At 40.9% G+C, this 20,961-nt stretch carries 19 protein-coding genes; 4 read left to right on the top strand and 15 right to left on the bottom strand.

Features of this window, described 5'->3' with window-relative positions:
- Nucleotides 1-24: 24 nt before the first annotated feature.
- From parC to parE, 5 genes are all read right to left on the bottom strand, one after another.
- Nucleotides 25-2,505, bottom strand: a complete 2,481-nt coding sequence (gene parC, locus ACIY14_RS00605; RefSeq protein WP_409001170.1) for a DNA topoisomerase IV subunit A — start codon at nucleotides 2,503-2,505, stop codon at nucleotides 25-27.
- A 256-nt stretch (nucleotides 2,506-2,761) separates the two neighbouring features.
- A complete protein-coding gene (locus ACIY14_RS00600; protein ID WP_409001169.1) occupies nucleotides 2,762-3,943 on the bottom strand; it encodes a hypothetical protein in 1,182 nt (393 codons plus the stop codon).
- A gap of 58 nt (nucleotides 3,944-4,001) precedes the next feature.
- Nucleotides 4,002-4,820, bottom strand: a complete 819-nt coding sequence (locus ACIY14_RS00595; protein ID WP_409001168.1) for an aminoglycoside 6-adenylyltransferase — start codon at nucleotides 4,818-4,820, stop codon at nucleotides 4,002-4,004.
- Between the two features lie 87 nt (nucleotides 4,821-4,907).
- Nucleotides 4,908-5,735, bottom strand: a complete 828-nt coding sequence (locus tag ACIY14_RS00590; RefSeq protein WP_409001167.1) for a hypothetical protein — start codon at nucleotides 5,733-5,735, stop codon at nucleotides 4,908-4,910.
- 18 nt (nucleotides 5,736-5,753) lie between these two features.
- A complete protein-coding gene (parE, locus tag ACIY14_RS00585; protein WP_409001166.1) occupies nucleotides 5,754-7,697 on the bottom strand; it encodes a DNA topoisomerase IV subunit B in 1,944 nt (647 codons plus the stop codon).
- A gap of 135 nt (nucleotides 7,698-7,832) precedes the next feature.
- Between parE and plsY the strand changes: the two genes are divergently transcribed.
- On the top strand, nucleotides 7,833-8,474 hold the full coding sequence (gene plsY / locus ACIY14_RS00580; protein WP_409001165.1) for a glycerol-3-phosphate 1-O-acyltransferase PlsY: 642 nt from the start codon (nucleotides 7,833-7,835) through the stop codon (nucleotides 8,472-8,474).
- Nucleotides 8,475-8,507: 33 nt separating this feature from the next.
- Here the strand turns inward: plsY and ACIY14_RS00575 are convergent, their stop codons facing one another.
- The 9 genes from ACIY14_RS00575 to ACIY14_RS00535 all read right to left on the bottom strand — a co-directional run bounded on the left by ACIY14_RS00575 (nucleotide 8,508) and on the right by ACIY14_RS00535 (nucleotide 16,865).
- Entirely contained in the window at nucleotides 8,508-9,464 is a 957-nt protein-coding gene (locus ACIY14_RS00575) for an ABC transporter permease (protein ID WP_409001164.1), read from the bottom strand.
- 2 nt (nucleotides 9,465-9,466) lie between these two features.
- Nucleotides 9,467-10,525, bottom strand: coding sequence for an ABC transporter permease (locus tag ACIY14_RS00570; protein ID WP_000038645.1), 1,059 nt, complete (start codon nucleotides 10,523-10,525; stop codon nucleotides 9,467-9,469).
- A complete protein-coding gene (locus tag ACIY14_RS00565) occupies nucleotides 10,518-12,053 on the bottom strand; it encodes an ABC transporter ATP-binding protein (RefSeq protein WP_409001163.1) in 1,536 nt (511 codons plus the stop codon). The genes ACIY14_RS00570 and ACIY14_RS00565 overlap by 8 nt, the downstream gene beginning before the upstream one ends.
- Nucleotides 12,054-12,190: 137 nt before the next feature.
- Nucleotides 12,191-13,246: a BMP family protein gene (locus ACIY14_RS00560; protein ID WP_409001162.1), complete on the bottom strand. Its 1,056-nt coding sequence runs from the start codon at nucleotides 13,244-13,246 to the stop codon at nucleotides 12,191-12,193.
- An 89-nt stretch (nucleotides 13,247-13,335) separates the two neighbouring features.
- Nucleotides 13,336-13,725, bottom strand: coding sequence for a cytidine deaminase (locus ACIY14_RS00555; protein ID WP_409001161.1), 390 nt, complete (start codon nucleotides 13,723-13,725; stop codon nucleotides 13,336-13,338).
- Nucleotides 13,712-14,374 (bottom strand): deoxyribose-phosphate aldolase, encoded by a 663-nt coding sequence (gene deoC, locus ACIY14_RS00550; protein ID WP_409001160.1) that lies wholly within the window; start codon nucleotides 14,372-14,374, stop codon nucleotides 13,712-13,714. The genes ACIY14_RS00555 and deoC overlap by 14 nt, the downstream gene beginning before the upstream one ends.
- 19 nt (nucleotides 14,375-14,393) lie before the next feature.
- The gene (locus tag ACIY14_RS00545; RefSeq protein ID WP_409001159.1) at nucleotides 14,394-15,671 is read right to left on the bottom strand and encodes a pyrimidine-nucleoside phosphorylase; all 1,278 of its coding nucleotides are present in this window, start codon (nucleotides 15,669-15,671) and stop codon (nucleotides 14,394-14,396) included.
- A complete protein-coding gene (locus ACIY14_RS00540; protein WP_409001158.1) occupies nucleotides 15,668-16,258 on the bottom strand; it encodes a class I SAM-dependent methyltransferase in 591 nt (196 codons plus the stop codon). The genes ACIY14_RS00545 and ACIY14_RS00540 overlap by 4 nt, the downstream gene beginning before the upstream one ends.
- Before the next feature lie 202 nt (nucleotides 16,259-16,460).
- Entirely contained in the window at nucleotides 16,461-16,865 is a 405-nt protein-coding gene (locus ACIY14_RS00535; protein ID WP_409001157.1) for a hypothetical protein, read from the bottom strand.
- Between the two features lie 197 nt (nucleotides 16,866-17,062).
- Here ACIY14_RS00535 and coaA point away from each other — a divergent pair, with 197 nt between their 5' ends.
- The 3 genes from coaA to ACIY14_RS00520 all read left to right on the top strand — a co-directional run bounded on the left by coaA (nucleotide 17,063) and on the right by ACIY14_RS00520 (nucleotide 18,873).
- Nucleotides 17,063-17,983: a type I pantothenate kinase gene (coaA, locus tag ACIY14_RS00530; RefSeq protein ID WP_409001156.1), complete on the top strand. Its 921-nt coding sequence runs from the start codon at nucleotides 17,063-17,065 to the stop codon at nucleotides 17,981-17,983.
- A 67-nt stretch (nucleotides 17,984-18,050) separates the two neighbouring features.
- Entirely contained in the window at nucleotides 18,051-18,287 is a 237-nt protein-coding gene (gene rpsT, locus ACIY14_RS00525; protein ID WP_409001155.1) for a 30S ribosomal protein S20, read from the top strand.
- A gap of 52 nt (nucleotides 18,288-18,339) precedes the next feature.
- Complete coding sequence (locus ACIY14_RS00520; protein ID WP_409001154.1) at nucleotides 18,340-18,873, top strand: DNA topology modulation protein; 534 nt, start codon at nucleotides 18,340-18,342, stop codon at nucleotides 18,871-18,873.
- A 16-nt stretch (nucleotides 18,874-18,889) separates the two neighbouring features.
- Here the strand turns inward: ACIY14_RS00520 and metG are convergent, their stop codons facing one another.
- The gene (gene metG, locus ACIY14_RS00515) at nucleotides 18,890-20,887 is read right to left on the bottom strand and encodes a methionine--tRNA ligase (protein ID WP_409001153.1); all 1,998 of its coding nucleotides are present in this window, start codon (nucleotides 20,885-20,887) and stop codon (nucleotides 18,890-18,892) included.
- Nucleotides 20,888-20,961 lie beyond the last annotated feature (74 nt).

Genomic DNA, 20,961 nt, shown 5'->3' with positions numbered 1-20,961 from the left:
ATCAGCCCTCTGGACTGATTCTTTTTACGAATTTGTTTTGTCCTCTTTAAAGACTTCTTTGAGGTAAGCATCGAAAACTTCTTCATCTGAAATGGTATCTGAGATAAAGCTTCCATTGCTAGTACGTTCTGACAAGCTGAGATCTTGCAATCGACTTTCATAGATTGTGCCTTTGTTAGATTGGACAAGTAACGTTTGGTCGTTTTCTTCTACTACTGTACTAAAGAGATCACCTACAAGTCCTTGCTCTGCAACTGCTCCTGCTAAAAAGACACGGTGCGGTTTGTTTTTCAACTCACGCAAGACTTGCAGACCTCGTTTGGCACGGCTGGTCGCTGGAATTTCCTCAATGGAAACACGTTTTAAGCTACCGCGTTGGGTCAAGAGGTAGAAGGATGAGGTGTTACAGATAAAGGCGGCCTGAAGCAAATCATCTGCTTTCAGGTTCATAGCCTTGACACCCGCAGCCTTGGCACCGACAACAGGAACCTCTTCGATATTGAAACGAAGGGCATAACCGTTTTGGCTAATCAAGAGTACATCATCCAGTTTAATTGGAGCCACCGCTATAATCTGGTCTGTCTCGTCTTTGAGCTTAGCATACTTGACAGACTTAGACTTGTAGGTCCGCCATGGAGAGAATTCTTTGCGTTCCACACGCTTGATTTGACCGAGACGAGTAGCTGCAAAGTAGGTTGTCGCATCATCAAACTGATCCACGACTTCTACATAAAGGATTTCTTCGTTAGTTTCAAAGTTTGTAATGGTCTGACTCAAGTGCTCTCCGATGTCCTTCCAGCGAATATCTGCTAACTCATGGATTGGTCGATAAATGACATTTCCAAGAGTTGTGAACATCAAGAGGTGTTGCGTTGTCTTGGCAGATTGAACAAAGATTAAACGATCATCATCACGTTTGCCAATTTCTTCCAGAGTGGATGCTGCAAAGGAACGTGGGCTAGTGCGTTTGATATAACCTGCCTTGGTCACGCTGACATAGGTATCTTCCTCTGCGATGAGGCTGGCTGTATCAATCTCGATTACTTTTGCTGTATCTTCCAAAGTACTCAAACGTGGTGTCGCAAATTTCTTCTTGACCTCACGAAGCTCTTTCTTCATGAGATTGTACATAGTTCGTTCATCACCGATGATCGCCGCAAGCATGGCAATTTTTTCACGAAGTTCTGCTTCTTCTTCCTGCAAGACAACCACATCTGTATTGGTCAAACGGTAAAGTTGCAAGGTAACGATAGCTTCGGCTTGCTCTTCTGTAAAATCATAGCTGACCTTAAGGTTTTCCTTGGCGTCAGCCTTGTTCTCAGAAGCCCGGATAAGGGCAATGACTTCGTCCAAAATCGAAATCACGCGAATCAAGCCTTCAACGATATGGAGACGTTTCTCAGCCTTTTCCTTATCAAAGCGTGAACGAGCCAAAATCACTTCACGACGGTGGGCGATATAGCTAGATAAAATTGGGACAATTCCGACCTGACGAGGCGTGAAATTGTCAATCGCCACCATGTTGAAGTTGTAGTTGATTTGTAGGTCAGTGTATTTGAAGAGATAGTTAAGAACGAGCTCGGTATTAGCGTCTTTCCTGAGCTCAATAGCGATACGAAGACCGTCACGGTCAGACTCATCACGAATCTCAGCAATACCTGCCACCTTGTTATTGACACGAACATCATCGATTTTCTTGACCAGATTGGCCTTATTGATTTCATAAGGAATCTCAGTGATAACGATTTGTTCCTTACCACCTTTTAGCTTTTCAATCTCAGTTTTAGAACGAACGACCACGCGCCCTTTCCCAGTTTCATAAGCCTTTTGGATCTCGTCACGCCCCTGGATGATAGCTCCTGTAGGGAAGTCTGGTCCAGGCAAGAATTCCATGAGTTTGTCCACCTTGGCTGTTGGGTGGTCAATCATGTAAACAGTCGCATCAATGACTTCAGCCAAATTATGCGGAGGAATATCTGTGGCATATCCAGCCGAAATCCCAGTTGAACCATTGACCAAGAGGTTTGGAAAGGCTGCTGGCAAAACCGTCGGCTCTTTCTCAGTATCGTCAAAGTTCCAAGCAAAGGGAACTGTCTTTTTCTCGATATCCTGAAGAAGGTAGCCTGCAATCTCAGACAAACGAGCCTCGGTATAACGCATCGCCGCAGGTGGATCTCCGTCCATAGAACCGTTATTACCGTGCATTTCAACCAGAATCTCACGGTTTTTCCAGTCCTGAGACATACGAACCATAGCATCATAGATAGAAGAATCCCCGTGTGGGTGAAAATTCCCCATGATGTTACCGACAGACTTGGCCGATTTACGGTAGCTCTTGTCAAAGGTATTGCCATCCTTATTCATCGAATAAAGAATACGACGCTGAACCGGCTTCAATCCATCACGAATATCTGGCAAAGCCCGGTCTTGAATGATGTACTTGGAGTAGCGACCAAAGCGCTCTCCCATGATGTCCTCAAGGGACATGTTTTGAATGTTGGACATAGGATACTAAGCCCATAAAATGCAAAGTGAAAATAGGAAATTCTTAAAGTGAGCGATGCTCGCAAGAGAATTTATCTTTTTCACACAGCATTTAGGGCGTGTTCAACTCCTTTCAAATTTTATATAAGTGGACTAGGTTGTAATGAAAAAACGATTTATCTTTTTTGCACACCGTTTAGTCTGTGTTCGGTTTTTACATGCAAGTTGAAAAGAATGATCTCACAGAAGTAGATGTGTTTGGATAATAAAAAATAGATTATTCATATTCTTGTTTTAATGCATCCTTAACTTCTTCTTTTAACGAATCCAAAAAATACTTTTTAATTTTAATTACTTCATCTACAACAGAATTGTCTAAATAGAAAACTCTACCAGTCTGTTGTTCATGAAGTTTTTTTAATAAATCCTTTTTATTTGGCCAAATTAAAACTCTTCCTTTTGGAACGAATTGCTTTTGTCCAGTAAACGGCAAAATAAAACTTTGGCCTTTTTTAAATGATTTATTAATCACTGTTAAAGTAGCGAATCCCATGACATCATCACCTAACACAACAACAATGAATGGCCTAATATCATATTCATTCCCTCTATTAGAATAATAATAGTACTCTCCAGAAATATTATATTTATATTTATCACCGTCAATTTCTGTTGATTTAAATTTTAGAACTCGTAAATTATCAGGTTGCAAACCATGAATAGCGGTGTCTAACTCAATTTTATTATCATCCTCTGAATAAATCAAAAACACTGTTGGATCATCACCAAAGTCCCCCTCAAATTCAAATGATTGAAACAAAAAATAATTATATTTATAATCATTTTTTGCAGTGAATGTCCATTTAGATATCTCTGGAGGAACGAATTTGAAATTTTCGATTTTTGACTTTTGAATATATGCTAACTGAGAGTTGGACATAACATTATTTTTTGCACTAAATTCATGTAATAATTTTGCGATTTCTTCCAATGATGATTCTATTTCAGAATTCGACTCTTTATTTGATGTGTTAACAATATTTGCAAAAACAGCGGTATCTGACTGAGAAAACTGAGACATTTCTCTAACTAAATCAAACAATTTTTTATCTAGCTCATCCATCAAACTAATTGAAAGACTTTTATTGAAAGTCTGAGGATACTGATCCTCCAAAGCGTTTTTAAAATCATCATAAGTCGCAAACTTGCTTTTCAAGTGATATTCAATCATCAAAATTTCTTCAACAATATGATTTGTCTCCCAAAATCTTAAAACCTCTTCAAAATACGGATTATCTTTATGACGGTCTATCATATAATCTCGATAATCTTCGATAAATTTTTTTAAACTCTTTTTATCAGCCTTCTCTTGCAAACCTAGTGAATCATAAAATTGATTCCAAGAAAAATCCGCTATTTTACCAAACAAATATGAAGTAATTCCTAAATCTAAAAGCATTACAATCCTCCGAAATGTTACTAAAAGACTTCATCCTTATCAATGGAATTCTAATCTACTACTTTAAGCATCTTCTTTCCTCAGCATACCCAATCATCTTCTCAGCCAAGTCCTTCTTGTAGTCAAAGCCCATCTTGTGAGCAAGGGATTGAGCTTCGTGGTGGAAAAGTTGCATCGTAGCAAACAAAGACTGGGTGATTTTATCTAAACTTGAGAAATCAAGTAGATTTGAGAATTCTTTCTCTTTCTCTGCAGGTAAATACTGGAAAAGATACTTGTAGTTCTTGCCTACATCAATCGTCCCCTTATCTGCTGCGACCTGCCAAGCCAAGATCTTCAGGAGTTCTTGTTGGCAAATACCGTAGAGATGGTCGGTGGCATAGATGACTTGCTTACGACAAATCCCTTTGACCACGTAGGCTGATACCCACCAAAATTCATTGCAGGCTTTTTCAAAATCCGTCTCACTAGCTAGACTTGTCCAGTAACGTTGAGGACTTGGGAAATAGGGAACAAACAAGCCTTTCTTATCTTGCAAAACTGTATAATCAGCTTCACTATCCACCCACTCTTGAATATACTCCGTAGGACAGAGGGTCAAATCAATCCGATTTCCATCTTCAAATAGCATCAGATAAAGTCGACGGTTGCCTAGGACATTATGCTGCTCAATGATACGAGTGCCAAACTGGTCTAACCAAGAAAGGTCACTCGTCAGATTATCTAAGTCGTCCACGACATAGATCACGTCGTAATCCTGAAACTCATCTTTTGGTGCTTTTGGGTTTGTCCGTGAACCAGACATGGCGACAGCCTCGACTTGGAGCACTTTTGCGGTTTGAAAAATTAAATCAAGTATTTCGGGTTCAGTTCTCATATTAACACCTGTTCTTTATTTGATATTACTGTCTATCAGCATGCTATTTCTCAAGTTAAATTAGTTAATCAATTATAACAGATTTAGCTATCCTTCTCTCAAAGTTTTTAATTTCGACAAAATTCTAGATTCATCCATGCTTAAAATAACAAATAAAGTCGAAGTATAGATGTCATCGTACCATTGTTCCAATTCATCATCAGCCAAATCAAGATGATATTGATTTGAATTATTGTGCCTTAAACCAAAATTATTATACATTTCAAAAAGTTTTTCAAACGCGATAACCTTTTGATTGTTAACTTTCATAATATCTTTTAATTCTTCAGAATAATTTAGTTCTCTTCTAAACGGTTCAAGGTAGTTCGCTAAAGCAATAAGTATTTCTTTCTTACGCTGAATATTTCCCTTATTTGAAAAATGATTATATTCTAAGACCTTTATCGCTTCTTCAATACTAGTTTCAGATACAATCTGAGAAGCTTCTGAGGCATATACATTCTTTTCAACAATGATTTTGTTACCATTGTCCAATGTAATCAATTCATGATTTGATAATTCTAAAAACCTTTTAATATTATCAAATATAATTTGAATAAACTCATTCTCTTTCTTTGTAAATTTTTCTGCAAGATTACAAAAAATATCGACTAAGAACTCAGAGAAAACAAATAGTTGTTCAGTTGTATTATAGATATTCGATCTAACAAATTCTATCATTTGTGAATAACTGGTAAAGGTTGAACGATTAGGATAATCTAAGAAATTATCAGAAATCGCACTATTTAAACTTGTTTTATAATAACTACGCTCGAAATTTCTCTCCATTTCCAGTAAATTCATCAAATTTTTTAACTCTCTCTGTGGATCAAACTCCATCCGGTTCAAAATATCAAAATAATTCTGTCTCGCCATAATATTTCCTATACTATATTAAAACACCGTCGCTTCTTCCAGCGTAAACTTGACATTGTCTTCAATCCACTTGCGACGTGGTTCGACCTTATCTCCCATTAGGACATTGACACGGCGTTCAGCGCGTGCTAGATCTTCGATTGTAACACGGATAAGAGTGCGGGTTTCTGGATTCATGGTTGTTTCCCAGAGTTGGTCCGCATTCATCTCACCAAGACCTTTATATCGTTGGAGTGTTGCGCCTTTACCAAACTGCTTGCGAAGTTCTTCTAGCTCTCCGTCCGTCCAAGCGTAGGCTACTTCTTCCTTTTTGCCTTTGCCTTTGGACATCTTGTAAAGAGGCGGAAGGGCGATATAGACATGTCCTGCCTCAACTAGGGGACGCATGTAACGGTAGAAAAAGGTTAAGAGCAAGGTCTGAATATGGGCACCATCTGTATCCGCATCGGTCATGATAATGATCTTGTCATAGTTGGCATCTTCAATAGAGAAGTCTGCTCCGACACCCGCTCCGATGGTATAAATCATGGTATTGATTTCTTCATTTTTGAGGATATCTGCCATCTTGGCCTTGGCTGTATTAATCACCTTACCACGAAGGGGCAAGATAGCCTGGAACTTGCGGTCACGACCTTGTTTAGCCGAACCACCGGCAGAGTCTCCCTCGACCAGATAGAGTTCATTCTTGGCAGGGTTTTTAGACTGGGCTGGCGTTAATTTCCCAGAAAGCAAGCCCTTGTCTTTCTTGTTTTTCTTGCCATTTCGGCTCTCATCACGCGCCTTACGAGCTGCTTCACGAGCGTCACGAGCCTTGATAGCTTTGCGAATGAGATTCGAAGCTAATTCCCCATTTTCCATGAGGAAGAAGGTCAACTTATCAGATACTATGCCATCCACAACAGGACGAGCCAGAGGACTTCCTAGTTTGTCCTTGGTCTGCCCCTCAAATTGGAGGTGTTCTTCCGGAACTAGGATAGAAAGAACGGCCGCTAGTCCCTCACGATAGTCTGAACCTTCAAGGTTTTTATCTTTTTCCTTGAGAAGTCCCGTCTTACGCGCATAGTCGTTCATGACCTTTGTAATGGCGGACTTGAGTCCTGTCTCATGCGTCCCACCGTCCTTGGTACGAACGTTATTGACAAAGGATAGAATGTTATCTGAAAATCCATCATTGTACTGGAGGGCTACTTCCACTTGGAAACCATTGTCTTCCCCTTCAAAGTACAGAACCGGCGTCAAGGTTTCCTTGTCTTCGTTGAGGTAGGAAACAAAGTCCTGAACTCCATTTTCATAATGGTATTCAATCGCTTCATCTGTTCGTTTGTCTGTCAGAGACAAGGTCACATTTTTTAAGAGAAAGGCTGACTCATTGAGTCGTTCTGAAATGGTATTGTACTTAAAGTCAGTCGTAGAAAAGATCGTCGCGTCAGGCATGAAGGTGACTTTGGTACCTGTCTTAGACTTGGGTGCTGTACCAATTTTCTTCAAAGTCGTGGCAGGTTTTCCACCATTTTCAAAGCGTTGCTTATAAACAGCACCATCACGAGTAATTTCTACTTCTAGCCAACTAGAAAGGGCATTAACAACAGAAGACCCCACCCCGTGGAGACCTCCAGATGTCTTATAACCTCCTTGACCGAATTTCCCTCCGGCGTGGAGAATGGTAAAAATAACCTCGACAGTTGGGATACCCATGGCATGCATACCAGTCGGCATCCCACGACCATGGTCCTCTACTGTTAGACTTCCGTCTTTATTGATGGTCACATCGATTCGATCACCAAATCCTGACAAGGCTTCATCGACTGCATTGTCCACAATTTCCCAGACTAGATGATGAAGCCCTGCTCCGTCAGTTGATCCGATGTACATACCCGGACGTTTACGAACCGCATCCAACCCTTCTAGCACCTGAATGGCGTCATCATTGTAGTTATTAATATTGATTTCCTTTTTTGACACAAGGAACCTCCTATTCATTCATCTTTACTATTTTACAGGTTTTCTAGGTATTTTGCAAAGTTTTTCCCATTCAGCTGTCACAATTTCACAAGATATTCTCAGCCTTTCTACAGCATTTCATGGTATAATAGGTCTATGATGACATTTGTATTATTAATACTAGCTTATCTGCTAGGTTCGATTCCGTCTGGTCTCTGGATTGGACAAGTTTTCTTTCAAACAAACTTACGTGAGCATGGCTCTGGTAATACAGGAACGACAAACACTTTCCGGATTTTAGGTAAAAAAGCAGGTATGGCAACCTTTGTGATTGACTTTTTCAAAGGAACCTTGGCCACTCTCCTTCCAATCCTTTTCCACCTACAAGGTGTATCGCCTCTTGTCTTTGGACTTTTAGCTGTAATTGGACATACCTTTCCTATCTTTGCAGGATTTAAAGGGGGCAAGGCTGTCGCAACTAGCGCTGGAGTTGTTTTCGGATTTGCCCCTGTTTTCTGTCTCTATCTAGCGATTGTATTTTTTGGAACCCTCTATCTAGGCAGTATGATTTCCTTGTCTAGCGTTGCCGCTTCTATCGCAGCTGTTATCGGAGTTCTACTATTTCCACTATTTGGATTTATCCTAGACAACTATGACCCTCTCTTCATTCTGATTATCCTAGCACTTGCTAGCTTGATTATCATTCGTCACAAGGATAATATCACACGCATCAAAAACAAAACTGAAAATCTTGTTCCTTGGGGACTAAACTTGACACATCAAAATCCTAAAAAATAAAACGCCAGTTTAAACTGACGTTTTTTTGTATGCTTATTTTGACTTGATGTAGTTGATACCGTCTGCCTTTGGTGCAACTGCTTTTCCAAAGAAGGCTGCTAAGACAAGGATGGTCAAGACATAAGGGGCGATTTGAAGGTAAACCGCTGGCACTCCTTGTAGGAAAGGCAACTGAGAACCGATAACTGCCAAACTTTGTGAAAGTCCAAAGAAAAGACTAGAAAGCATAGCACCGATTGGGTTCCATTTACCAAAGATCATCGCAGCAAGAGCGATAAATCCAGGACCGACAATAGTTGTCACTGAGAAGTTTACAGAAATTGATTGAGCATAAATCGCTCCCCCAATTCCCCCAAGGAAACCTGAAATAACAACCCCAAGATACCGCATCTTGTAGACATTGATCCCCAAGGTATCCGCTGCTTGAGGGTGTTCACCGACAGAGCGAAGGCGAAGACCAAAGCGTGTCTTAAAGAGAATAAACCAAGCAAGGAAAGAGAAGGCAATCGCGATATAACCTAGTAGACTGGTAGACTTGAAGAAGATATCTCCAATCACAGGGATATCAGCCAAAACTGGGAAATCAAAACGTCCAAAAGTTTGGCTTAAGTTATCCGTTTGCCCTTTGTTATAAAGAACTTTAATCAAGAAAACTGCTAGGGCAGGAGCCATCAAGTTCAATACTGTACCACTGACAACATGGTCTGCACGGAAATGAACTGTAGCGACTGCATGGATGAGGGAGAAAATAGCTCCCACGATACCAGCAACTAATAAGGAAATCCAAGGAGTCGCTGCTCCAAGTTGTTCTGCAAACTCAAGGTTAAAGACAACTCCAGAAAAGGCCCCCATAACCATAATTCCTTCAAGACCGACGTTAACTACACCACCACGTTCAGAAAAAACTCCTCCGATACTCGTAAAAATAAGTGGTGCTGAGTAAATCAGCATAGAAGAGACCAAGAGGGTGAGTAATGTTGTAATAGACATCCTTACTTACCTCCTTTAACTTGTTTTTTTGGTTTGACAAAATGTTCGATAATATAGTGAACACTGACAAAGAAGATAATGGACGCTGTTACAATGCTGACAAGTTCAGACGGAACTTGCGCAGCGTTCATACCCGGCGCACCTACCTGCAGAACACCAAATAAGAAGGCCGCAAAGAGAATTCCAATTGGTGAATTCCCAGCAAGCAAACTAACTGCCATCCCGTTAAATCCGATAGCTAATGACGAGCCCTGAACGTAAACGTTTTGGAAGGTTCCAAGACCTTCGACCGCTCCACCAAGACCAGCCAAAGCACCAGAGATAATCATCGATAGGATGATTGTACGTTTTGCTGAAATACCAGCGTACTCTGAGGCATGGGGATTAAGACCAACTGCACGAATTTCAAAACCGAGAGTCGTTTTCTTGAGCAAGAACCAAATCACACCAACAGCAATGATGGCAAAGAAGATTCCGATATTCATACGAGAATTGCCAGTTAACTCAGATAACCATGGTGTTTGATAAGTGGCATTGGCACTCACACGAATCGTTGAGTCTGTACTTTGCATAAAGTCTTTCGGGAAAGAATGAATAAAGGCATTCCCTACGTACAAAACAATATAGTTCATCATAATGGTTACGATAACCTCTGATGTACCTAAATAAGCTCTGAGAATACCTGGAATAGCACCTACAATCCCACCTGCAATCAAAGCAATTACTACGGTCGCTAAAATCAACATTGGGCGTGGCATGTCCGGATGCGACAAAGCAAACCAACCACTAAGAATCCAACCCGCTAGTGCCTGACCAGGAAGTCCAACGTTAAAGAAACCTGCACGGCTGGCAACTGCAAACCCCAGACCAATCAAGATAAGAGGACCCATGGCACGGAAAATTTCACCAATCCCACGGAGACTACCAAAAGCTGTATAGAACAACTCCTCATAACCCCAGATAGCATCGTAGCCGAAAATCCACATGACAATGGCTCCGAGCAAGATTCCTAAGAATACGGAAATCAAGGGAACCGAAATTTGTTGTAACTTTTTAGACATCATCCTTCTCCTTTCCCAAGTTTCCACCTGCCATCAAGATACCAAGTTCTTGTTTGTTAGTCGTTTCTGGCGACACAATACCTTGAATCTTCCCATCATGAATAACAGCAATTCGGTCTGAAACATTTAAAATCTCATCCAATTCAAAGCTGACAACAAGCACAGCTTTTCCGTTATCACGTTCTTCAATCAAGCGTTTGTGGATATATTCAATGGCACCGACATCCAAACCACGAGTTGGTTGGCTGACGATAAGGAGATCAGGATCACGATCAATCTCACGAGCGATAATCGCTTTTTGTTGATTTCCCCCTGAAAGAGCTGCTGCTGGGACAAATTCGCTCGCCGCACGGACGTCAAATTCTTCCATTAATTTTTTGGCATGTGAAGTGATATTCGCATAGTTTAAGATACCATTCTTGCTGAGTGGTTCTTTGTAGTAGGTTTGGAGAGCGATATTTTCTGAAATCATCATATCCAAAATCAAACCATCACGGTGGCGGTCTTCAGGAACATGCCCCACACTGAGTTCCGTAATTTGTCGAGGGTGCATCCCTACGATTGATTTGCCTTTTAATTCAATACTACCAGACTCAACCTTACGAAGACCCGTGATGGCTTGAATGAGTTCAGATTGGCCATTGCCATCAATACCTGCAATACCGACAATTTCACCAGCACGAACATCCAAAGAAAGATTCTTCACAGCTGGTACACCGCGGTTTTCATTAACAACCAAGTCTTTGATAGACAAGACTACTTCTTTTGGTTGTGGTGCCTGTTTCTCCGTTTTGAAGGAGACAGAACGTCCTACCATCATCTCTGCCAAGTCTGCATTGGTTGCCCCTTCAATCTCAACCGTCTGGATTGATTTCCCACGACGGATAACCGTCACTCGATTGGATACCGCACGAATTTCATCCAGTTTATGGGTAATCAAAATAATGGATTTTCCTTCTTTAACAAGGTTTTTCATGATAGCCATCAACTCATCAATCTCTGAAGGAGTCAATACTGCCGTAGGTTCGTCAAAGATGAGGATATCAGCACCACGGTAAAGTGTCTTCAAGATTTCTACACGTTGTTGAGCACCAACGGAAATATCTGCCACCTTGGCAGCAGGATCCACTGCCAAACCATAACGTTCAGAAAGAGCCTTGATTTCTTTAGTAGCTTCAGCTATATCTAGCACACCATTTTTAGTGATTTCACTCCCCAAAATGATATTTTCAGCTACTGTAAAAGCCTCAACCAACATAAAATGTTGGTGAACCATCCCAATTCCAAGACTAGCGGCTTTAGAAGGTGAATCTAGTTTGACAACTTGACCATTCACGGCAATTTCACCACTAGTTGGCTCGAGAAGTCCTGCCAGCATATTCATCAGAGTGGATTTACCCGCTCCATTTTCTCCTAAAAGTGCATGGATTTCACCTTTTCGCAGTTGCAAGTTGATCTTGTCGTTCGCTACAAATTCACCAAACACCTTGGTAATATCCCGCATCTCAATGACATTTTCGTGTGCCATATGCTTTTCCTTTCCGAGGTTTATTTTGTTTCAATAAAACCTGCTAATCGTGTTAACAAGTTCTATTGAGACAAAAAATTGCCTCAATTCTTAAAGAAGCGACCGATGGTCGCTTCCTAAGAAATGACTTTTATCCATTATTTTTCAGGAACTTTTACGCTTCCGTCAAGGATTTTAGCTTTTGCGTCTTCAACAGCTTTTTTACCTTCTTCTGAAAGGTTTGTTACTGCCAAGTCAACCCCTTTATCCTTCAATGAGTAGACAATAACTTGTCCGCCAGGGAATTCACCTTTTTCTGTTTTGTTGGCAATATCTTTTACAGTTGTACCAACTTGTTTCAATGTAGATACAAGAACAAAGTTTGATTCTTTACCATCTTTAGAAGTGTATTTACCTTCCGCTGCTTGGTCACGGTCTACACCAATAACCCAAACTTTTTCGTCTTCATTTTTACTTTCGTTCAAAGATTTTGCTTCAGCAAAGACACCAGCACCTGTACCACCAGCTGCTTGGTAGACAACGTCTGCACCTGCAGCGTATTGAGCAGCTGCAATTGTTTTACCTTTGGCAGCATCACCAAATGAACCAGCATAGTCAACTTGTACTTTGATAGATGGGTCTACTGAGGCAACACCAGCCTTAAATCCAGCAGCGAAACGTGAAATAACTTCAGATTCGATACCACCTACAAAACCAACTTGTTTTGTTTTAGTTGTTTTAGCTGCTGCAACACCTGCAAGGTAAGCTGCTTCGTTATCAGCAAATGTTACGCTCGCAACATTCTTTTGATCTTTGATCACATCATCAATCAAGACATAGTTTAAGTCAGAGTGGTCTTTTGCTGCCTCTTCAACTGCATTGTGAAGTGCAAAACCAACACCGAAGATCAGGTTGTAACTTCCAGCCGCTTGTTGCAAGTTGTTAGCATAGTCTGCTTCACTTGTTGATTGGAAATAAGTGAAGCCTTTATCTTTAGAAAGATTGTGTTCTTTACCCCAGTCTTGCAAACCTTCCCAAGCTGATTGGTTAAATGATTTATCATCAACACCACCAGTATCTGTTACAATCGCTGCTTTCGTCTTCATTTCAGATGAAGATGAAGCTGCGTTACGAGAAGAGCGGTTACCACATGCAGCAAGTCCAACTGCTGCCACTGCAACTAGACCAAGGCCTAGCCATTGTTTCTTGTTCATTACTGAACCTCCTAAATAAGATGTGCAACGATGTTGCAAGTATGGATTGGTTGGCCACAAGGACCGCGTCACTCAAAGAGTGACTCAGACTAGTTTAAGTCTGTAAAAGAGTATGGAAGTAACTCCCCGACCGTCATCTCGACCGTCGATTTATCTTTTGCGACAAGTGTCACTTTTAGATCTTTTTCAAAAAATTCAGCCATCACTTGGCGACAAGCACCACATGGCGAGATGGGTTTTTCAGTCTGTCCATAGACAATCAACTCTGAAAACTCTCTTTGGCCTTCGGAAACTGCTTTGAAAATCGCTGTACGCTCTCCACAGTTCGTCAAAGAATAGCTAGCATTCTCAATATTAACACCTGTATAAACGTTACCATCTTTCGCCACTAGAACAGCGCCAACAGGAAAGTGAGAATAGGGTACATAGGCTTGCTTGCTGGTTTCAATTGCTAAATCAATCAACTCAGTAGTCGCCATCTGCTAATTCTCCTTTTAAAATTGCCACACCAGCTGATGTTCCAATACGAGTAGCGCCTGCTTCCACAAAGGCAAGAGCATCTGCATATGAGCGAGCGCCACCAGCAGCCTTAACTCCCATATCTGGTCCGACTGTTTTACGCATCAACTTAACATCCTCTATAGTGGCACCACCAGTTGAAAATCCAGTTGATGTTTTGACAAAGTCAGCACCTGCTTTCTGGGATAATTGGCAAGCCACAACCTTTTCATCGTCTGTCAACAAGCAAGCTTCAATAATGACCTTAACCAACTTGTCACCACTTGCTTCTACGACAGCACTGATGTCCGATTCAACCAAATCAAGATTACCTGATTTGAGAGCACCGACATTGATAACCATATCAATCTCATCTGCACCATTTTGGATGGCTTCCTTGGTTTCAAAAGCTTTTACAGCTGAAGTTGTCGCTCCCAAGGGGAAACCAACTACTGTACAAACCTTTACATCTGAGCCTTCAAGTCCTGTTTTCGCATGTTTAACCCATGTGGGATTAACACAAACGCTGGCAAAGTCATACTCACGCGCTTCAGATAGCAAACGATCAATTTGTTCTTGACTTGCATCTTGTTTTAAAAGCGTATGATCAATGTATTTGTTTAATTTCATATTCGGATTCCTCTCTTTTTCATGAGATGATTTCAATTATTTCCTGCAAACGTTTCACACTATCATTTATTTTAACATATTTTTGGAATTCTGTAACTAGTTGAGGGAAAATTTTTCCATTTGTATAAACTTTTGCGACAATTTCTCCCTTTTGAACGGAGTCTCCAACTTTCTTTTCAAAAACAATCCCTGTTTCATAGTCCAAGTCATCAGACTTGACTGCACGACCAGCTCCTAGTCTCATGGCATATAGCCCAAATTCCATCGCTGGAAGGGCTGAAATAACACCTGTATCTTGAGCTGGAATTTCCACCACATGAGCAACCTTGACTGGGCGATAAAGATCTTCTAAATCACCGCCTTGTGCTGCTACCATTTCTTCAAACTTAGCCAGTGCTTGGCCATTTTCCAGGTGTTGACGAATTTCCTTGATCGTTTTTTTAACATCAGCTAAGCCAAGCATAATCTGAGCTAGCTCGCAGATAAAGTGACTAATATCTTCTCGGCCTTTTCCTTGGAGAATCTCGATTGCCTCAAGGATTTCGAGACGATTGCCAATGGCTCGTCCCAAGGGTTGACTCATATCGGTAATGACTGCTACTGTCTTTCGACCAACGGCCTTACCAAGATCCACCATGGTTTGAGCCAATTCCCGCGCCTCATCAACCGTCTTCATGAAGGCACCCTCACCAACAGTCACGTCTAGCAAAATGGCATCCGCCCCAGCAGCAATTTTCTTGCTCATGACAGAACTAGCAATCAAAGGAATAGTGTCGACAGTCGCCGTCACATCACGGAGGGCATAGAGAAGTTTATCTGCTTTAACCAGCTGATCTGACTGCCCAATGACAGATACACCTATTTCCTGCACCTGTTTGATGAAATCTTCTTGACTACGTTCCACTTGAAAGCCCTTGATCGCTTCTAACTTATCTAGGGTTCCGCCAGTATGGCCTAGTCCACGACCACTCATTTTTGCTACAGGCACACCAAAGCTAGCAACAAGGGGAGCTAAAATCAAGGTTACCTTATCACCAACACCACCCGTAGAATGCTTGTCAACCTTAATCCCATTAATTGCTGATAAATCAAACTCTTGGCCTGTCTTGACCATCTTCATCGTCAAATCAGAAATCTCACGTGTCGTCATTCCTTTAAAATAAACCGCCATAGCAAAGGCAGACATTTGATAGTCTGGAACTGTTCCATCCACATAGCCTTCTACTAACCATTCAATTTCACTTGAAGTCAATTCTTTGCCGTCTCGTTTTTTTTGGATTAAATCAACTGCTCTCATGATTTCACACTTCTAAGGATATAATATCCCTTGTCTTTCTTTACTATTTCACAATTTCCAAAAACATCTTCCATCTTATTTTTTGCACTTGGAGCTCCTTGCTTTTTCTGAATGACAATGGTTAAATCACCTCCATCTTTCAAGAAATCTCTGCTCTTTTTGATAATCTCATGAACAACTTGTTTACCCGCTCGAATAGGCGGATTAGAAATAACATGGTCAAATTTCCCTTCAACTTGTTCATAGATATTGGATTGGAAAATCGTTGCTTCTACTTTATTTCGTTCAGCATTTTGTCGTGCTAAGTCCAGTGCACGATTATTGATATCAACCATGGTCGCCTGAGCTCCATAAGCCTTGACCAAGGACAAGCCCAAAGGCCCATATCCACAACCCACATCAAGGACCGTTTCTCCTTTGTTAACCTCTAGACACTTCAATAAAAGCTGACTCCCAAAGTCAACCATTTTCTTGCTAAAAACACCCGCATCCGTCAAAAAGGTCATGTTTTCTCCCAACAACTCCACTCTCAACTCATGAATGTCGTGAGCAGCATCAGGATTTTCTGCATAATACATTTTACTCATAAAACTATTTTACCATAATTTGGCTTGAATTGTAAATCGTTTACAAAGTGATGATAAAATGAAAAAGACTGAAAAAACTAGTCAAGAAGACCTTTTCTTCAATCTCTTTCAATTATTAGAAATACATTACAATCGATCGGGAACTACAAATTATCATAGTCAGGAAAAAACAGATCGTCTGCAATCAGGCGCATTTTTATTGCTATTTCTTAACCTTAAAATGCTTTATTATCAACAGGATTCCCAATAAGATGTTTAGATAAAAGCCCAACTGATAAGTTTGTGTCAGAATTTCCAAACTTGTCCAAAGTCGTATCAAATCTTCTAGTGACACACGGAATAGATATCCTTCTGTAGCAATCCACAAAATCAAAAATAGATAACTACCAGCAGCAAGCCATTTTGTCCACTGCTTTTTTACTAACCAAGCAATCAACAGTGAACAGATAAAGATAACTGTTACAAGGAGATGGTCCATTAAGAAGGTAAAACCGTGATAGGTTTCTACAAAGCGTCTACCATTATCCGCATTCGCTCCCCTTATAAAAGGTAGTGTAAAACTTAAAATAAAACAGAGTTCCAATATGTAACATCTCAAGATTTTCATTGTATACCTCCTATAAGTTGTGAACCAAAAAGCCCACTTTCAATAACTGATAAGTCTTCAGAAACCATTCCCTATCTCATCATCAAACTATTCAACCTCCATCTCTATTATACGATATTGACTTACTACCATCAAGAAACCGCTTTATTTTTTTAGCTTTTTATGGTATGATAAACAAAATATCTAGGGGAAAACAAATGACCAACGAATTTTTACATTTTGAGAAAATCAGCCGCCATACTTGGCAATCATTGCATCGCAAAACAACCCCTCCCTTGACAGAGGAAGAGTTAGAATCCATCAAGAGTTTCAATGACCAGATTAGTCTGCAGGACGTAACGGATGTCTATCTTCCCCTTGTCCATCTTATCCATATTTACAAGCGCACCAAGGATGATTTGGCATTTTCAAAAGGAATTTTCCTCCAACGTGAAAGCAAATCACAGCCTTTTATCATTGGGGTTTCTGGTAGTGTTGCTGTGGGGAAATCAACCACTAGTCGCTTACTTCAGATTCTTCTATCACGTACTGTAACGGATGCTACTGTAGAATTGGTGACAACTGACGGTTTTCTCTATCCCAATCAAACCTTGATGGATCAAGATATATTAAATCGCAAAGGTTTTCCTGAAAGTTATGATATGGAAACCTTGCTGAATTTTCTTGATCGCCTAAAGAATGGGCAAGATGTCGATATCCCCGTCTATTCTCATGAAGTGTATGACATCGTTCCTGGAGAGAAACAACGTGTCAAAGCTGCGGATTTTGTTATTGTTGAAGGCATCAATGTCTTTCAAAACCCTCAAAATGAGCGTCTTTACATCACTGATTTCTTTGATTTCTCCATCTATGTGGATGCTGCTGTCGAGGATATTGAAAGCTGGTATCTGGATCGTTTCTTAAAACTACTCAGCTTTGCCCAAAATGATCCCAACAGCTACTACCACCGCTTTACGCAAATGCCGATTGGAGAAGTTGAAACCTTTGCACATCAGGTTTGGACCAGTATTAATCTCACAAATCTACAAAACTATATCGAACCAACAAGGAATCGCGCTGAGGTCATTCTCCACAAGACTAAAAACCATGAAATCGATGAAATTTATCTAAAAAAATAATTTCCCCTTGTCAAAACCTAAGTTTTCATATATAATGGTATAGTTAGTAAATATGGAGGTAAGAACATTGGCAAACATTAAATCAGCTATCAAACGCGCTGAATTGAACGTTAAACAAAACGAAAAAAACTCAGCTCAAAAATCAGCTATGCGTACTGCTATCAAAGCTTTCGAAGCAGACCCTTCTGAAGAACTTTTCCGTGCTGCTAGCTCAGCTATCGACAAAGCAGAAACTAAAGGTTTGATTCATAAAAACAAAGCAAGCCGCGATAAAGCTCGTCTTTCAGCTAAACTTGCTAAATAAGAAACAGTCCACCGAGGCTGTTTTTTTGTCCTCCATTACGAAAAGGTAGAAAATGAAAATCTCAATTATCGGCTATTCTGGTGCTGGGAAATCAACCCTGGCACAAAAGTTATCCCAGTTCTACTCAATTCCCAAACTGCATATGGACACCCTCCAATTTCAACCAAATTGGCAAGACAGTGATCGTGATTGGATGAAATCTGAGATGAAAAAATTCCTAACCACTCACTCAGACTGGGTCATCGATGGAAACTACTCTTGGTGCTGCTATGAGGAAAGGATGGAGCAAGCTGACCAAATCATCTTTCTCAATTTTTCACCATGGACTTGTCTCTTTCGAGCCCTTAAACGGTATCTCACATACCGAGGCAAGGTCCGAGAAAGCATGGCTGCAGGTTGCCCCGAACGCTTTGACTGGGACTTTATCCGATGGATTCTCTGGGATGGGCGGAGCAAATCCGCTAAGGAACGCTACAAGGGGATTCAAGAAACCTATCCAGAGAAAGTAATTCTCCTCAGGTCTCAAAAGGAGATGGACCACTTCTTAGATAATCTCGCATATAACAAGAAAAACCAACGTGTATAACGTTGGTTTTTTGCTATTACCCAATCATACTTCCGTTTGGTACAGCTGGATCAACTGTGAGAAGGGTTAGTTTGCCATCATATTCAGCTGAGAGAATCATCCCTTGGCTGACATATTTTTTCATCATCTTACGAGGTTTGAGGTTGGCAACGATTTGGACTTTCTTGCCGACCAATTCTTGTTCGTTTGGATAGTATTTAGCTATTCCTGAGAGGATTTGACGGTCTTCGCCATCACCAGCATCTAGGCGGAATTGGAGCAACTTATCAGAACCTTCCACTTTAGAAACTTCTTTGACTTCTGCGACACGGATTTCGACCTTATCGAAGTCTTCAAACTTGATTTCTTCCCTGTTTAGTTTGAGTTCGACTTCATCTGGATTCCATTCTTTTTCAACCACAGGTTTGTTGCCTTCCATTTGTTCCTTGATATAGGCGATTTCTTCTTCCATATCGAGACGTGGGAAGATTGGAGTTCCTTTGGCAACTACAGTCACACCTGCAGGGAAATCAGCCAAGCTCAAGTTCTCAAGGCTAGAAACTTCTGCTAGACCAAGTTGAGTCAAGACTGCACGACTAGTTTCCATCATAAATGGTTCAATCAAGTGAGCTACGACACGAAGGCTGGCTGCCAAGTGGCTTATGACACTTGCCAATTGGTCACGAAGAGCTTCATCCTTAGCCAAGACCCATGGGGCTGTCTCATCGATGTATTTGTTGGTACGAGAGATAAGAGTCCAGACTGCTTCTAAAGCACGTGGATAGTCAACTGCTTCCATGTGTGTATGGTAGTCTGCGATTGATTGTTCTGCAACCTCAGCAAGAGCATTATCAAACTCTGTTACACCCTCTACATAGGCTGGAACTTTTCCATCAAAATACTTATTAATCATGGAAACTGTTCGGTTGAGGAGATTTCCAAGGTCATTGGCCAATTCATAGTTGATACGGCCGACGTAGTCCTCAGGAGTAAAGGTTCCGTCTGAACCGACTGGGAGGCTACGCATAAGGTAGTAACGAAGTGGATCCAGTCCATAACGTTCTACTAGCATTTCAGGGTAAACGACATTCCCTTTAGACTTAGACATCTTGCCGTCTTTCATGACAAACCAACCGTGGGCAATCAAACGTTCTGGCAACTTGATATCGAGCATCATGAGCAAGATTGGCCAGTAGATGGAGTGGAAACGGAGAATATCTTTTCCGACCATGTGGAAGACTGTTCCGTTCCAGAACTTGTCGTAGTTAGTATGATCGTCTTGACCATAACCAAGAGCAGTCGCATAGTTAAGGAGGGCATCGATCCAAACATAGACAACGTGTTTTGGATTAGATGGTACTGGCACTCCCCAGGTAAAGGTTGTACGAGAAACCGCTAAGTCTTCCAAACCTGGCTCAATAAAGTTACGCAACATTTCATTAAGACGACCATCTGGAGTGATGAAATCAGGGTGCGATTTGAAAAATTCAACCAAACGGTCTTGGTATTTGCTGAGGCGAAGGAAATAAGACTCTTCTGAAACCCATTCCACTTCATGTCCTGATGGAGCGATACCGCCCGTCACATTTCCAGCTTCATCACGGAAAACTTCTGCAAGCTGGCTTTCTGTAAAGAATTCTTCATCTGATACTGAATACCAACCAGAATATTCACCTAGGTAGATGTCATCTTGAGCAAGTAAGCGTTCAAAGACTTGCGCCACTACTTTTTCATGGTAGTCATCCGTCGTACGGATGAATTTATCGTATGAGATATCTAGTAATTGCCAGAGTTCTTTGACTCCAACTGCCATCCCATCAACATAAGCTTGAGGTGTGATACCAGCTTCTTCCGCTTTTTGTTGAATCTTTTGACCATGCTCATCTAAACCTGTCAGATAAAAGACATCGTAGCCCATAAGGCGTTTGTAACGAGCTAGGACATCACAAGCGATGGTTGTGTAAGCAGAACCGATATGAAGTTTACCAGATGGATAGTAAATCGGTGTTGTAATATAAAAATTCTTTTCAGACATAATATTTCCTTTCCAGGCAAATGAAACCTGTTTTTCTAACACTTCATTATATCATATTTTTAGTGATTTTCGAT

The organism is Streptococcus sp. ST16, from assembly GCF_046098135.1.
Lineage (GTDB): Bacteria > Bacillota > Bacilli > Lactobacillales > Streptococcaceae > Streptococcus.
Note: the sequence above shows the minus strand (reverse complement) of the source record. Positions and strands in the feature narration are given on the sequence as shown.

Coding starts and splice junctions, on each gene's coding strand:
- parC (WP_409001170.1), bottom strand. CDS start 2,505: ATGTCCAACATTCAAAACATGTCCCTTGAGGACATCATGGGAGAGCGC.
- ACIY14_RS00600 (WP_409001169.1), bottom strand. CDS start 3,943: ATGCTTTTAGATTTAGGAATTACTTCATATTTGTTTGGTAAAATAGCG.
- ACIY14_RS00595 (WP_409001168.1), bottom strand. CDS start 4,820: ATGAGAACTGAACCCGAAATACTTGATTTAATTTTTCAAACCGCAAAA.
- ACIY14_RS00590 (WP_409001167.1), bottom strand. CDS start 5,735: ATGGCGAGACAGAATTATTTTGATATTTTGAACCGGATGGAGTTTGAT.
- plsY (WP_409001165.1), top strand. CDS start 7,833: ATGATGACATTTGTATTATTAATACTAGCTTATCTGCTAGGTTCGATT.
- ACIY14_RS00575 (WP_409001164.1), bottom strand. CDS start 9,464: ATGTCTATTACAACATTACTCACCCTCTTGGTCTCTTCTATGCTGATT.
- ACIY14_RS00570 (WP_000038645.1), bottom strand. CDS start 10,525: ATGTCTAAAAAGTTACAACAAATTTCGGTTCCCTTGATTTCCGTATTC.
- ACIY14_RS00565 (WP_409001163.1), bottom strand. CDS start 12,053: ATGGCACACGAAAATGTCATTGAGATGCGGGATATTACCAAGGTGTTT.
- ACIY14_RS00560 (WP_409001162.1), bottom strand. CDS start 13,246: ATGAACAAGAAACAATGGCTAGGCCTTGGTCTAGTTGCAGTGGCAGCA.
- ACIY14_RS00555 (WP_409001161.1), bottom strand. CDS start 13,725: ATGGCGACTACTGAGTTGATTGATTTAGCAATTGAAACCAGCAAGCAA.
- deoC (WP_409001160.1), bottom strand. CDS start 14,374: ATGAAATTAAACAAATACATTGATCATACGCTTTTAAAACAAGATGCA.
- ACIY14_RS00545 (WP_409001159.1), bottom strand. CDS start 15,671: ATGAGAGCAGTTGATTTAATCCAAAAAAAACGAGACGGCAAAGAATTG.
- ACIY14_RS00540 (WP_409001158.1), bottom strand. CDS start 16,258: ATGAGTAAAATGTATTATGCAGAAAATCCTGATGCTGCTCACGACATT.
- ACIY14_RS00535 (WP_409001157.1), bottom strand. CDS start 16,865: ATGAAAATCTTGAGATGTTACATATTGGAACTCTGTTTTATTTTAAGT.
- coaA (WP_409001156.1), top strand. CDS start 17,063: ATGACCAACGAATTTTTACATTTTGAGAAAATCAGCCGCCATACTTGG.
- ACIY14_RS00520 (WP_409001154.1), top strand. CDS start 18,340: ATGAAAATCTCAATTATCGGCTATTCTGGTGCTGGGAAATCAACCCTG.
- metG (WP_409001153.1), bottom strand. CDS start 20,887: ATGTCTGAAAAGAATTTTTATATTACAACACCGATTTACTATCCATCT.